A 13246-nucleotide genomic window follows, 5' to 3' on the forward strand; every position below is an offset into this window, starting at 1 on the left:
GAGAACCATTTTTTGGCCTATTATTTGCGTTCCATTACCGCAAAGTAATTGTTTTCGTTATCAGCGAAGTTAAAAGCTCTGCCAGTAGGTAAATCTACAACTTGTCCAACAGTAACATTTTTCTCAGAAAGATCTTTATACAGTTGATCTAAGTTGTTAGAGAAGAACATAAGTGAAGGTGTATGTAAGTTTAATTCAGGTTGCATTTTTGCAATTAACTCTTTATCGTGAAGGACGATGCTTGTGCCTGCTTCTTTTGACGGCGCAATTTCAATCCAGCGAAAACCTTGTCCGTTATTTTCTTCCGCAATAATTTGGAATCCTACTGTCTCAGTCCAAAATTGTACTGCTTCATCTTGATTATTTACATATAGCATAATTTGTCCAATTTGATTAATCATAGGTGTGTCCTACTTTCTTTTCTTTTATGGAATTCTATTATATCAAAGATATGGTTTGAATACCTTTTCGTGATTTTTCCGAAGTGCAATCTTAGCCCATTTCATATTTGCCCTAGGAGAAGGTCCTGTAATCCATGTATGAAATGGTAGTGTACTGCATATGACCATTGTTGAAATCGAGATTGTGGCTGTTATTGTAAATAATAATAAGCTATATAATATTGTGTTTTCTTGCAGTGTGAATAAAGAAAGAAACTTTGTACATAGTTGCAAGAAGAAAAAGTGAGCTAAATAAGCACCATACGTGTAATTCCCGATAAATCGTAAAGCTTTATATAAGAAACCACGTCGCTGTACGATTGTAATAGATAGCACGTAAAGTATGATAATTTCGCATACGATATATAAAAACATAGACGGTTTTAAATAAGTCGAAACGGTTAAATGAATAGAGTTTGCTCCGTAAAAACTAAATAACTCATAATTGATGAATAAAAATAAGATAAAGAATAAGATTGTAATAAGCGGAATATGTTTTATGACAAATGTACGCCACGCTTTTAGTGCGACAGCAGCGATTCCTCCCATGACGAAATAGAACGAATAGAAGAAGAAGGAACGATCTGTATAATGTAAAATGGTTGAGCTAGTCAATTTCTCTCCATTAAAAATGTAGTGCGAAGAATACCACATTAAGAGGAAATATAGAGAAGCAAAGATGGTCATATATTTATATATGTCTTTTTTATTTTCTGTTCGTTTTTGAAACCAATAAAATAGTGTGCACAGCAAAGGGAACAGTAGGTGAATTTGAAACATCATAATCACGTACCAAAGATGAGGTGCGGCTGTTCCAAGTAATAAACTTTTTATTCCGCTTTGTAGTGTAATCATATCGTTTGTTGTTAATAAGTAAAGAACAGACCAGAAGAAATAAGGAATGAGTAAATGTGCGGCTTTTTCAGAAATATATTCTTTGTATACTAATTGCTTTGTATAGTGACGAATTAAGTGGAAGCCGACGATAAATATGAATGCAGGTGCTGAAAATTTTGCAAGGTTAAATAGCATGCCCATAATGAGAGATTGCTCAAGTAAGACATTTCCTTGATTCATTGTATATAATAAGGAACTTTGCAAAACGACAGCAAGGAATGCAATGCTTTGCAAAACTTTAAATTCAGGTGCGCTTTGAGTCATTATGTCCATCTCCTTTTCCATACATGATTATAGTACGGAGAAAGGATAATGAGTGTGGAATATTTGTGAAGGTTTTAACAAATTTGTGGCGGAATAGATTATATCGACGTTTCGACAAGGAATATCGACTTATCAACAAATAATGACAAAAAGAGGATGCTCAAAACGAGCATCCTCTTTCTATTTATTAAGCAAATTTGTTTTTGATCCAATTCTTACCTTCTACAAGGCGAGCTGTCATTACGGCACAAGCATTATCTGCTGTTACGTTTAACATCGTTGCAGGAGGATCGATGATTGTACTAATCGCTGCGATAATTGGCAATGCTTCTGGCGGGAAGCCGTATAGAGAAACGATTAACATTTCACCAATCATACCGCCGCCTGGAATAGCGCCCATTACTGTTCCTACTAATAAAGAAACAACAAGTGCGATTGCTAATGTTTTTGGTCCTTCGAATTCCATGTTGAAAATACCGAATAAGAAAGCAATTTTTAATACGCCGCCTAAAACAGAGCCGTCTTTATGAAGTGTAGATCCAAGAAGGACAACTGTTTCACGAACGTCAGAAGAGATACCCATTTTCTTCGTTGCTTCTAAGTTCGCTGGAATACTTGCGGCACTACTACAAGTTGCAAGAGATGTAACAGTAGGAGAGACCATGTTCTTCCAAAATACTTGTACACCTTGCTTGCGACCTGCAAGGTATGCATAGAACGTAAAGAATACAAAGAAGTAAATAAGAGACGCTGGATAGTATACCATTGCTGCTCGGAAGTAAGTTCCAAGAAGCTGTGGTCCGAATTCACCAACTAATGCTGCGAAGTAAGCAGCAAGTCCGATTGGAGCGTAGTACATAATGAAAGATACGACTTTCATTGAAATTTCTGCACCAGCTTGTAAGAATGTAGCGAATGGTTTTCCTTTTTCACCAACTGCTGAAGTTGCAACTCCCATTAAGATAGAGAAGAAAATAAGAGCTAACATATTTTCACGAGATAGTAACTTCGAGAAGTCAGATACTGTTAGAATACCGACGATTTGATCTGCAACACTAACTGCTTTTTCAGCTTTGTCAGGTTGTGTTAGTTCTAATACAACACCTTGTGCTGGCGGGAATACTTTCACGACAATAATCATAAAAATAGCAGCTAAAATACTTGTAAATAAGAAAGTCCCAGCCATACTAGACATAATTTTACCGAAACGTTTTAATCCATCCATATTAGCAATAGATGACGCGATGCTAAAGAACACTAGAGGTACAACAATCGTAAACATTAAGTTTAAGAAAATGTCACCAAGCGGCTTTAAAGCAACTGCATCGGCACCCATGAAATAACCAATGAAACCACCAATTAGGATAGAAGATAATAAAATAAGTGGAAAGCGATATGCCTTCATAAATATATCCTCCTATCAATTATAAAAAATCATACTGAATTATTATAGCGAGTTAGAGCCCTCTTTACTAGGAGAATACGGATAGATGGAATAGCGTGAAAACCGAGAAATTTTTGTTTTTAAGCTCGGCATACAGCAGGAAATCTAGACATATATATTTGTAACCTAGTTGTGGTAAGGGATGCGCCGTAACTTAGGTTTGGAAAAAGGGGGAGGGAAAAGGGATGAATATTTTACTTTGCTGTGCAGCGGGAATGTCTTCCAGTTTGATTGTTACAAAAATGGAGAAAGCAGCAGAGGCAAAAGGGATAGAGGTAAAGATTTGGGCTGTATCAGGTTCTGAAGTAAATAGCCATATTGATAAAGCCGATGTACTTTTACTTGGACCGCAAGTACGTTATTTATTACCGAAAATGAAAGAATTATGTAAGGAGAAAGGAGTACCTGTTGATGTCATTCAATCCGTCCATTACGGGCTTTGTAATGGAGAAGCTATCTTGCAAGCAGCTTTGTCAATGAAACCATGAGGAGAGTGGGATAGATGATACGGTTTTTAGAGAAATATGTAATGCCAGTGGCAGGAAAGGTTGCAGAGCAGAGGCATTTGCTAGCAATTCGTGATGGACTTGTATTGACGATGCCGTTCTTAATTATAGGATCAATTTTTCTTATTATTAGTACATTACCAATCCCTGGGTATAGTGAATTCATGGCGAGTTTGTTCGGGAAAAACTGGAACGTAGCATTAGGGTATCCAGTTAGTGCAACTTTTAATATAATGGCTTTAATAGCTGTTTTTGGAATCGCTTACAGGCTTGGGGAATATTATAAAGTGGACGCTTTAGCATCCGGGGCATTGTCGCTTGTGACATTTTTACTTGCAACTCCATTTCAAGTTGCATATATCATGCCGGGTACGAAAGAAAGTATACTGGTAGATGGAGTAATTCCAGCGGCATTAATGGGAAGCCAAGGTTTATTTGTAGCGATGATTATTGCAATTATATCTACTGAAATATACCGATTTCTTGTACAAAAAAAGATGATTATAAAAATGCCTGAGACAGTTCCACCGGCAGTAACGCGTTCATTTGCAGCGCTTATTCCTGGGTTTATTGTTGTGACAGTTGTTTGGATCATTAGATTGATTTTTGAACACACAACTTTCGGAAGCATTCATAATGTTGTAGGGAAGCTACTGCAAGAACCGCTGAGTATACTTGGTGCTAGTCTTTGGGGAGCAGTTATAGCGGTTATTCTCGTTCATGTCCTTTGGGCGTGTGGAATTCATGGAGCTACAATTGTGGGCGGTGTAATGAGCCCGATTTGGTTATCGTTAATGGATCAGAACCGGATTGCTTTTCAAGCGGGCCAAGATGTACCGAACACGATTACTGCACAGTTTTTTGATTTATGGATTTATATGGGCGGTTCTGGTGCAACATTAGCCTTAGTTGTCGGAATGTTATTGTTTGCACGAAGTCAGCAATTAAAAAGTTTAGGACGATTGTCAATTGCACCTGGTATCTTTAACATTAATGAAATGGTAACTTTCGGTATGCCAATTGTCATGAATCCACTTTTACTTATTCCATTTATAGTAGTTCCTGTTGTATTAACAATTGTTTCTTATTTCGCAATGGAATGGGGATTGGTAGCTCGCCCGAGTGGTGCTGCTGTAACATGGACGACACCAATTCTATTTAGTGGATATTTAGGCTCGGGTGGCAAAATTTCAGGTGTGATTTTGCAACTCGTTAACTTTGCACTAGCGTTCGTCATATATTTACCGTTCTTAAAAATATGGGATAAACAAAAAATAGCGGAAGAAAAGGGGGAGTAGAGAACTAAAATGGATACGATAGAAACGAAGGCCTTTCACTTAATCTTGCATGGGGGAAATGCGAGAAGTTGTTCAATGGAAGCAATTGATTGTGCAAAGCGTGGAGAATTTACAGAAGCAGAAGCGAAATTACAAGAAGCGTTAGAAGAATTAAAAGAGGCGCACCGTGTACAAACGGATCTCATACAGAAAGAAGCTGGTGGTGAAAAGACCGAAGTCACCCTTCTGATGGTGCACGCGCAAGATCATTTAATGAATGCAATTACGGTGAAGGAATTAGCGAGTGAATTTGTAGAATTATATAAGAAGATGTCGGTAACTGAATGAACCTTGCGTATGCAAGGTTTTTTATTTCATTTTTTTAGCTTGATGGCCATGGGATATTACTGCCCTTTAAAGTGGCATAAAGTTAACGTACGCCTTATAGAACAAATAGAATACAATTGAACAGCTTAAGATATAAAAGAGACTTCTTTTCCCCCTTAATATCCATTTTAATTTTCTATCCTGTAGCGACAGCTTTATTTTACTTCCTTTTGGCACGTTACATACTACTTCAAACAATTCACGCTACTCCTCATTAATCCCTAAAAGTACGTACTCTTTCCCGTTTGTATATTTTATATATAAAAATTCACTGCCGCTTTTACGATCTAATACTGTTTTCATAGAGACAATTTCATCTAACTGATATATTTTCAAATCAACATCGTTATAATATTGATTTACAAAGAACACATACAGTTTTTTATTTGTAACAACGAGGACGTTATTAATACCAAAATTCATAGAAAGAAAACCGATTCCTAATGTTATAGCTGTCCCTGTTTGCCAACCCTTTACACGCGGATTGGACGCAGCCATGCTATATAAAATCTCTTCACCCTGCTGTAAATTACCTTGCACCTGATGATAACAACGCTGCATCAAAATACTTTTTGTTACTACCATTTTTGCACGTCCTATTTTCTTTTCATCTACTTTTGTTTCAACATTATATTCTGCTACATCTTCATCACTATATTGTAAATTATTTAAACCCTGCAACAGTTCCTCTTTGCGCATCAGTTTCCCCTCCTATTATCTTTTTTATTTTTTTTCGTCCTCTTGAAAGCCTGCTATACACAGTATCTGTTGCCAGCCCTAATTCAGAAGCAATCTCTTGCACACTATATTCATCCAGATACCTTTTTATAAAAATTTTTTTATCTTCATTGTTTAGCGACCTAATTAAAAGATAAAAGTTTTCTTCCTCCTCTTCTTTTGTTTGATTTGTGCCCGTTCTCTCTTCATATATATCCTGCTGAAATTCCTGTAATCTATATACTTGATTACTCTTTCTCTTAAAATCTATCGCTTTAAACTTCGCGATAGATATAAGCCAATTTCTAAATTTTCCGCGTTTCTCATCATAACTATCAATGTTGTACCAAATGATTAACAAAATATCATCAACACACTCATCTACTAACACTTTACTATGGGATGTATCTAATACACCGTGAACAACTTTATAAATTAAATCTCCATATTGATCAATTGCTGCATGTAATGCTTTCATATCTTTCTTTCGCAACCCTTCTACTATTTCTACTTCTCGCATTCCTATCACCACTCTTTGCTCCATTCTCTATTCACTTAATATACGAATTATAATGATGGTTTTCTGACATTATGATAAAAAAATCTCATTTTTTCGTTTTGGGTTTATTTTAAAATCTTAGCTTGACGGGCATGGGGAAAAAAACACTAAAAAATTTTTTTAGTGTTTTTTTGTTTTAAATACAACTAGACAACTAAACACTAATCTATTTTCATACAGTTATGTGTTAAAAGCGTGTTGTTTTATAACACACTGTGTGTTTTTTGGTCGACACACTAATTGAAAGCGTTAACACACAAAGAAAATGGTCGAAAAAGTGCTGATTTTAGTGGTTTTAAAAAGTTGGCACGCTAATTGCATTAATAAATAGCGTAAAGAAAAATAAACAAAATATAAATTTTTTATACTACACAAGGGGGATTTTCAAATGAATATTTTATTATGTTGCTCAGCAGGGATGTCTACAAGTTTACTAGTTACAAAAATGGAAGCGGCTGCAAAAGCTCGAGGTTTAGAAGGAAAGATTTGGGCTGTATCTGGGGATGCAGTAAAAACAAATATCGATCAAGCGGATGTATTATTATTAGGACCACAAGTTCGTTACATGCTTTCTTCAATGAAAACGCTTGCTGATGAGAAGAACGTTGGAATCGACGTTATCAATCCAATGCACTACGGCATGATGAATGGAGAAGCAGTTTTAGATCACGCATTAACACTAAAAAAATAATTAGGGGGGAAGCAAAATGCAAAAGTTTATTGCATTTATGGAGAAATATTTAGTCCCAATCGCAGGTAGAATTGGATCGCAGCGCCACTTAGTTGCGATCCGTGATGGATTTATCGCAGTTATGCCTCTTATTTTAGTTGGATCATTTGCAATACTTATTAATAACTTACCAGTGGATGCATTCCAAAAATTTATGAAAGGTGCATTCGGGGAAGTTTGGAAAGATATCGGCGGCGGTATGTGGGCAGGTTCCTTCGCTATACTCGCCCTCATAGTCGCAGTAGGGATAAGTTATAATTTAGCGAAATCTTACGGCGTTGACGCGTTGTCAGCAGCAATCATTACATTCGGTGCATTAATTATTATTTCTCCGACAACGCCAAAAGAAGGCGGTATTGATTTAGCATGGACTGGATCACAAGGTTTATTCGTTTCTATAATTGTAGCTCTTCTTGTAACAGAGGCATTTAGATTCTTTGTTCAAAGAGATATTACAATTAAAATGCCAGATGGTGTTCCACCAGCAGTAATGAAATCATTCGCAGCATTAGTTCCAGCATTCGTTATTTTAATCGTAACAGCAAGTATTCAATTAGCAGTGAAATTAGCAGGAACAAGCATTCATAAAATCGTATTTGAAACAATTCAAGTACCATTACAAGGTTTAGCAGGTACATTACCAAGTGCAATTATTGTAGCATTACTTATTCACGTATTATGGTTCTTCGGATTACATGGTCCTAATATCGTTGGTGGTATTATTGACCCAATTTATTTACCAGCATTAGAAAAGAATATTAAATTATTTAACGATGGTATGTCTGCATATGATGTACCGCACATCTTCACAAAACCATTCTTTGATGTATATGTATATATCGGTGGATCTGGTGCAACGTTAGCATTCTTAGTTGCAGTAATGCTTGTTGCGAAAAGTGCACAGCTTCGCGGTGTAGGCCGTGTATCTATCGGTCCTGGTTTCTTCAATATTAACGAACCAGTTATTTTCGGTACACCAATTGTATTAAATCCAGCATTAATTATCCCATTCGTACTGACACCAGTTGTATTAGTTATTACTTCTTATACAGCAATCTCTTTAGGATGGGTACCAAAAACAGTTGCTTTAGTTCCATGGACAATGCCACCAATCTTTAGTGGTTATCTTGTAGCAGGCGGAAGTATCGCTGGTGCAGCATTACAAGTAGTAAACTTTGCAATTGCAGTATTGATTTACTATCCATTCGTATTAATGTGTGACCGTACGTATGTACAAGCTGCAAAAGCTGAAACAAAAGGAAGCGACAATTCAGTATCACTTTAAAAAATATTATTCTGACGAGTTTCTATAGCTCGTCAGAATAATTACCTTTATATCATGTTCAAAAAGATGATACTCATCTACAAGAACACCAAACTATCATTCATAAATTAATATTTTAATAGAAATGTTCAAACTGAAGGGGTATTTCAATCGGTTGAACGATAATAGAGAGGGCGGTAATTATGATGACTACAGCAGAACAAATTCCATTCCAATTAATTTTAAATAGTGGTAATGCACGAAGCTTTGCGATGGAGGCACTTCAATTTGCCAAACAGGGGAAAATGGCAGAAGCTGATGAAGCGATGGCAAAGGCGAAAGAAGCGATTAATGAAGCGCATCATTTTCAAACGGAGCTCATACAATCAGAAGCAAGAGGAGAAAAAACAGAGATTAGTGTTCTTTTAATTCATGCACAAGATCATTTAATGAATGCGATTACAGTAAAAGAATTAGCAGCAGAGTTTATTGACCTTTATAAAAAGTTAGAAGCGAAAGGGGAATAAAGCATGACTGGAATTAAAATTGCTACAATCGGCGGTGGATCTAGTTATACACCAGAGTTAATTGAAGGATTTATTAAGCGTTATGATGAGCTTCCTGTTCGTGAAATTTGGTTAGTAGATATTGAGGCAGGAAAAGAAAAGTTAGAAATCGTTGGTAACTTAGCGAAACGTATGGTGAAAAAATCTGGTTTACCAATTGAGGTACATTTAACGCTTGATCGTCGCGAAGCATTAAAAGATGCTGACTTCGTAACGACGCAGCTTCGCGTAGGTTTATTAGAAGCTCGCGCAAAAGATGAAGCAATCCCGTTAAAATATGATGTAATCGGTCAGGAAACGAATGGTCCTGGTGGTTTATTCAAAGCATTGAGAACGATTCCTGTTATTTTAGATATTTGTAAGGACATGGAGGAGCTTTGTCCGAATGCATGGTTAATTAACTTTGCAAACCCAGCTGGTATGGTAACAGAAGCTGTTCTTCGTTATACAAATATTCAAAGAGTAGTTGGTCTATGTAACGTTCCAATCGGAATCCGTATGGGTCTTGCAAAATTACTTGAAGTAGATGCAAGTCGTGTACATGTGGACTTCGCAGGTTTAAACCATATGGTATACGGACTAGACGTATATTTAGATGGCGTAAGTGTAATGGATCGTGTGTTAGAACTTGTAACAGATCCAGAAAAGCAAATTACGATGGAAAATATCGCTGCGCTTAACTGGGAGCCTGACTTTATTCGTGGCCTTCGTGCAATTCCATGTCCATACCATCGTTACTACTACAAAACACGTGAAATGCTAGAAGAAGAGAAAGAAGCTTCGGTTGAAAAAGGTACACGTGCAGAAGTAGTAAAACAATTAGAAGATGATTTATTCGAGTTATATAAAGACCCGAATTTAGATATTAAACCACCACAATTAGAAAAACGTGGAGGCGCTTATTATAGTGACGCAGCATGTAGCTTAATTACGTCTATTTATAATAATAAAGGTGATATCCAGCCTGTTAATACACGAAACAACGGAACAATTGCAAGCTTGCCACATGATTCGGCTGTTGAAGTGAACTGTATTATTACGAAAGAAGGTCCAAAACCAATTGCAGTTGGAGATCTTCCAGTACCAGTTCGCGGTTTAGTACAACAAATTAAATCATTCGAGCGCACAACAATTGAAGCTGCTGTTACAGGGGATTATCATAAAGCGCTGCTTGCTATGACAATTAATCCACTTGTACCATCAGATAAAGTGGCAAAACAAATTTTAGATGAAATGTTGGAAGCACATAAAGAACATCTTCCGCAGTTCTTCAAAAAGGTAGAGAAATAAAGCGGCGCTATTTAGCCCGCTTTTTTTTATTCTATCCCACTTTAATGGGCAGTAAGACCCCTACCTCAAAATTCAGCGAAAGCAAAGAAATTAGGTGGGGGATCAACTGTCCATAAAAGTCCGATTGGTTCAATTAATAATCAGTGGGGGGTGAAAAAAACCCCCCACTGATTAAAGTTTCACTTTATTAGGAGGTATTACGATGATTAAGTTAATTGTAAACGCAGATGATTACGGTCTTACAGAAGGTACAAATTACGGTATTATTGATGGGCATATAAATGGACTTGTAAATTCAACGACGATGATGATGAATATGCCAGGAACAGAGCATGCGGTACGTTTAGCGAAAGAACATAACACATTAGGAGTAGGCGTACATCTCGTATTAACGGCGGGGAAACCGCTTCTTGGAGACGTACCATCACTTGTAAGTAGCGATGGATTGTTTCATAAACAAAGCGTCGTATGGGAAGGGAAGATAAATCCAGAGGAAGTCGAGCGAGAATGGACTGCTCAAATTGAGAAATTCTTATCTTACGGATTAACGCCAACTCATTTAGATAGTCATCATCACGTGCATGGATTATCGATTTTACACGATGTTCTTGAGAGATTAGCGGCTACATATAATGTTCCAATTCGTCGTTGTGAGGAAGAGCGAGCAGTACGCCCGTTTTCTGACGTATTTTACAGTGACTTTTACGCGGATGGTGTGACGGAAGATTACTTTGTGAAGTTAAAAGAAAGAGTACAAGGTGAACAAACGGTGGAAATTATGGTTCATCCAGCGTATATTGATCCAGAGCTTGTGAAGCGTTCTTCTTACGTAATGGATCGCGTGAAAGAATTGCGTATTTTAACAGAGAGCGAGTTGCCTGAAGGAATAGAGCTTGTGAAGTTTTAATAGAAAAACGACGGCTATATCATGCCGTCGTTTTTTATATTTATAAAATGGATAGAATATATCCGCCAAAGGCTCCGAGTATAACGATAACCCAAGGTGGTGTTTTCCAAAAAGCAAGCAAGCAAAAGAGAAGAGACGCAAAAACAAAATCTACAGCGTTCATAATTGTGCTTGTCCAAATAGGATCATAAAAAGCAGCAATTAAAATACCAACAACAGCGGCATTGACTCCAAGTAGTGCGCCTTGTATGAAAGATATTTTTCTCACACTGTTCCAAAATGGTAAAACACCAATAACGAGAAAGAAAGCAGGAAGAAAAATAGCAATTGTTGCAAGTATTGCTCCAAGCGTCCCGTTTAACACTGCTCCTATATAAGAGGCGAATGTAAATAGTGGTCCTGGCATTGCTTGTGTTAATCCGTATCCAGCTAGAAATTGTTCTTTCGTCATCATTCCGTTTTGTACGAACTCACCTTCAAGAAGGGGCAGCACGACGTGTCCGCCTCCAAATACAAGTGCACCAGAGCGATAGAAACTATCAAATAAAGCGATGTAATAAGAGAACGGTCTTAATATTGGTAGCAGTAGTAATAGTCCGAAGAATAAGACGAGACAAGAAACTGCTATCTTTTTTGAAATAGGTACTTTTATACTTTGAGATTGGCTAATTGGTTGGTTGCGATATAAAAGCCAGCCGATACAGCCACATATGATAATGAGAGTGACTTGTGTCCAGCTACTTGGCCATAATAGGGCGATTGAGGCAGTTGCAATTGCAATCGTCGCACGATTTCGGTCTGGCGTTAATTTTTGCGCCATTCCCCATATGGCATGAGCGACAATAGCGACTGCTACAAGTTTTAGTCCATGAATCCAGCCAGTACTTCCAAGATTGAACTGATTAAGGAATGAGGCGAAGAAAACTAAACCAATCACAGACGGCAAAGTGAATCCGATCCATGAAATAATAGCTCCGAATACCCCGCCTCTTAATAATCCAACGCCCATACCAACTTGGCTGCTAGCAGGACCAGGGAGGAATTGACATAGTGCTACTAAATCTCCATAGCTTCGTTCATCCATCCATTTTCTTTTTTGTACATATTCGTGGTGGAAATAGCCGAGATGGGCGACGGGGCCACCAAATGAAGTAAGTCCTAATTTAAATGAAACGAGAAAAATCTCTAATAATTTGTGAATAGTATATTTGTTATTTTCCAAAATAACCTCCTAGAATGTTTTTCTATGTGCATTATACAAGAGGTAGTAAAGCAAAAGGAACGATTCTAATGTAAAGATTGTGTGAATCTTTTCTTCGTAATTAAAGTTTGAAAAAGTCATAAATGATTATGTATAAACCATAAAGTAGTAGAAGTAGTGCTGGGAAATTTATATAAGGAGAATGCCCGTATGACAACACATTTCTTTGCGAGGTTAACAGGTAAGAGGGAAATACCTCCTGTAAATACAGAAGCTTATGGCGTAGCAGAGTTTATATTTAGTGAGGATTTAAAGAAGTTGCAATATCGGGTCATATTGAAAAACATCGAAAAAGTTACATCATGCCAAATTCATTTAGGGAAAACAGATCAAATTGGTCCAATTGTTTTAAGTTTATTTGGTCCATTAAAGCAAGGTATTAGTGTTAATGAAGGAGTCGTCACTGGTGTAGTTAATGTGGGGGATTTTGAAGGGCCTTTACAAGGGCGAGCGTTTGATAGCTTACTGCAAGAAATCATTCAGGCGAATGTATATGTAAATGTTTATACGAAGTCTAATAAGAAAGGCGAAATCAGGGGGAGAATTAGGAAAGTAAAGAAGTAGAAAAAAGGCTGTTCATATTGAACAGCCTTTTCTGTTATAAGGTGCGAATTTTAGCGATTATTGACGGTAAATCGATATATTAGAAAAATCGCTGATAAAACTCGAGTTGCGCTGATATATCTTGAAAATCGCCGATAAAATCCGAGTTGCGCTGATATATTTTGAAAATCGCT

Annotated in this window: 14 protein-coding genes and 1 pseudogene; 9 read left to right on the top strand and 6 right to left on the bottom strand. The window is 37.0% G+C overall.

The window, feature by feature from the left end; all coding sequences use genetic code 11:
* Window positions 1-20: 20 nt before the first annotated feature.
* From LMD38_RS00805 to LMD38_RS00815, 3 genes are all read right to left on the bottom strand, one after another.
* Window positions 21-401, bottom strand: a complete 381-nt coding sequence (locus LMD38_RS00805) for a VOC family protein (protein ID WP_000609844.1) — start codon at window positions 399-401, stop codon at window positions 21-23.
* Between the two features lie 42 nt (window positions 402-443).
* The gene (locus tag LMD38_RS00810) at window positions 444-1601 is read right to left on the bottom strand and encodes an acyltransferase (RefSeq protein ID WP_073530380.1); all 1158 of its coding nucleotides are present in this window, start codon (window positions 1599-1601) and stop codon (window positions 444-446) included.
* 187 nt (window positions 1602-1788) lie between these two features.
* Window positions 1789-3006, bottom strand: a complete 1218-nt coding sequence (locus tag LMD38_RS00815; RefSeq protein ID WP_000649373.1) for a dicarboxylate/amino acid:cation symporter — start codon at window positions 3004-3006, stop codon at window positions 1789-1791.
* A 224-nt stretch (window positions 3007-3230) separates the two neighbouring features.
* Between LMD38_RS00815 and LMD38_RS00820 the strand changes: the two genes are divergently transcribed.
* The 3 genes from LMD38_RS00820 to LMD38_RS00830 are packed head-to-tail and all read left to right on the top strand — an operon-like array spanning window position 3231 to window position 5176.
* Window positions 3231-3533: a PTS sugar transporter subunit IIB gene (locus tag LMD38_RS00820; RefSeq protein ID WP_001023538.1), complete on the top strand. Its 303-nt coding sequence runs from the start codon at window positions 3231-3233 to the stop codon at window positions 3531-3533.
* Window positions 3534-3547: 14 nt separating this feature from the next.
* Window positions 3548-4849, top strand: coding sequence for a PTS cellobiose transporter subunit IIC (celB, locus tag LMD38_RS00825; RefSeq protein WP_000617776.1), 1302 nt, complete (start codon window positions 3548-3550; stop codon window positions 4847-4849).
* A 9-nt stretch (window positions 4850-4858) separates the two neighbouring features.
* Window positions 4859-5176, top strand: coding sequence for a PTS sugar transporter subunit IIA (locus tag LMD38_RS00830; RefSeq protein WP_000379635.1), 318 nt, complete (start codon window positions 4859-4861; stop codon window positions 5174-5176).
* A 66-nt stretch (window positions 5177-5242) separates the two neighbouring features.
* On the opposite strand, the pseudogene LMD38_RS00835 reads toward LMD38_RS00830, so the two are convergent.
* Window positions 5243-5914, bottom strand: a pseudogene (locus LMD38_RS00835) (septation ring formation regulator EzrA).
* Entirely contained in the window at window positions 5880-6452 is a 573-nt protein-coding gene (locus LMD38_RS00840) for a sigma-70 family RNA polymerase sigma factor (RefSeq protein ID WP_011040847.1), read from the bottom strand. The pseudogene LMD38_RS00835 and the gene LMD38_RS00840 overlap by 35 nt, the downstream one beginning before the upstream one ends.
* A gap of 427 nt (window positions 6453-6879) precedes the next feature.
* On the opposite strand from LMD38_RS00840, the gene LMD38_RS00845 reads away from it, so the two are divergent.
* The 5 genes from LMD38_RS00845 to chbG all read left to right on the top strand — a co-directional run bounded on the left by LMD38_RS00845 (window position 6880) and on the right by chbG (window position 11248).
* Window positions 6880-7182, top strand: a complete 303-nt coding sequence (locus LMD38_RS00845; RefSeq protein ID WP_001023567.1) for a PTS sugar transporter subunit IIB — start codon at window positions 6880-6882, stop codon at window positions 7180-7182.
* Between the two features lie 16 nt (window positions 7183-7198).
* Window positions 7199-8506, top strand: coding sequence for a PTS cellobiose transporter subunit IIC (celB, locus tag LMD38_RS00850; protein ID WP_016718938.1), 1308 nt, complete (start codon window positions 7199-7201; stop codon window positions 8504-8506).
* A 182-nt stretch (window positions 8507-8688) separates the two neighbouring features.
* Window positions 8689-9012, top strand: a complete 324-nt coding sequence (locus tag LMD38_RS00855) for a PTS lactose/cellobiose transporter subunit IIA (RefSeq protein WP_000989047.1) — start codon at window positions 8689-8691, stop codon at window positions 9010-9012.
* Between the two features lie 3 nt (window positions 9013-9015).
* Window positions 9016-10341 (top strand): 6-phospho-beta-glucosidase, encoded by a 1326-nt coding sequence (gene celF / locus LMD38_RS00860; protein WP_000145748.1) that lies wholly within the window; start codon window positions 9016-9018, stop codon window positions 10339-10341.
* Between the two features lie 202 nt (window positions 10342-10543).
* Window positions 10544-11248, top strand: a complete 705-nt coding sequence (gene chbG / locus LMD38_RS00865) for a chitin disaccharide deacetylase (RefSeq protein WP_227585426.1) — start codon at window positions 10544-10546, stop codon at window positions 11246-11248.
* 40 nt (window positions 11249-11288) lie between these two features.
* Here chbG and LMD38_RS00870 read toward each other — a convergent pair whose 3' ends face one another.
* On the bottom strand, window positions 11289-12470 hold the full coding sequence (locus LMD38_RS00870; protein WP_061184235.1) for a chromate transporter: 1182 nt from the start codon (window positions 12468-12470) through the stop codon (window positions 11289-11291).
* A gap of 189 nt (window positions 12471-12659) precedes the next feature.
* Between LMD38_RS00870 and exsM the strand changes: the two genes are divergently transcribed.
* Window positions 12660-13073 carry an exosporium regulatory protein ExsM gene (gene exsM / locus LMD38_RS00875; RefSeq protein WP_000207032.1) on the top strand — a complete coding sequence of 138 codons (414 nt, stop codon included), beginning with the start codon at window positions 12660-12662 and terminating at the stop codon, window positions 13071-13073.
* The last annotated feature ends 173 nt before the right edge of the window (window positions 13074-13246 follow it).

This window comes from Bacillus pacificus (assembly GCF_020861345.1).
Taxonomy (GTDB): domain Bacteria; phylum Bacillota; class Bacilli; order Bacillales; family Bacillaceae_G; genus Bacillus_A; species Bacillus_A pacificus.

Excerpts from the sequence above, each read along its gene's own strand:
- LMD38_RS00805 (WP_000609844.1), bottom strand. The coding sequence starts at position 401 with ATGATTAATCAAATTGGACAAATTATGCTATATGTAAATAATCAAGAT.
- LMD38_RS00810 (WP_073530380.1), bottom strand. The coding sequence starts at position 1,601 with ATGACTCAAAGCGCACCTGAATTTAAAGTTTTGCAAAGCATTGCATTC.
- LMD38_RS00815 (WP_000649373.1), bottom strand. The coding sequence starts at position 3,006 with ATGAAGGCATATCGCTTTCCACTTATTTTATTATCTTCTATCCTAATT.
- LMD38_RS00820 (WP_001023538.1), top strand. The coding sequence starts at position 3,231 with ATGAATATTTTACTTTGCTGTGCAGCGGGAATGTCTTCCAGTTTGATT.
- celB (WP_000617776.1), top strand. The coding sequence starts at position 3,548 with ATGATACGGTTTTTAGAGAAATATGTAATGCCAGTGGCAGGAAAGGTT.
- LMD38_RS00830 (WP_000379635.1), top strand. The coding sequence starts at position 4,859 with ATGGATACGATAGAAACGAAGGCCTTTCACTTAATCTTGCATGGGGGA.
- LMD38_RS00840 (WP_011040847.1), bottom strand. The coding sequence starts at position 6,452 with ATGCGAGAAGTAGAAATAGTAGAAGGGTTGCGAAAGAAAGATATGAAA.
- LMD38_RS00845 (WP_001023567.1), top strand. The coding sequence starts at position 6,880 with ATGAATATTTTATTATGTTGCTCAGCAGGGATGTCTACAAGTTTACTA.
- celB (WP_016718938.1), top strand. The coding sequence starts at position 7,199 with ATGCAAAAGTTTATTGCATTTATGGAGAAATATTTAGTCCCAATCGCA.
- LMD38_RS00855 (WP_000989047.1), top strand. The coding sequence starts at position 8,689 with ATGATGACTACAGCAGAACAAATTCCATTCCAATTAATTTTAAATAGT.
- celF (WP_000145748.1), top strand. The coding sequence starts at position 9,016 with ATGACTGGAATTAAAATTGCTACAATCGGCGGTGGATCTAGTTATACA.
- chbG (WP_227585426.1), top strand. The coding sequence starts at position 10,544 with ATGATTAAGTTAATTGTAAACGCAGATGATTACGGTCTTACAGAAGGT.
- exsM (WP_000207032.1), top strand. The coding sequence starts at position 12,660 with ATGACAACACATTTCTTTGCGAGGTTAACAGGTAAGAGGGAAATACCT.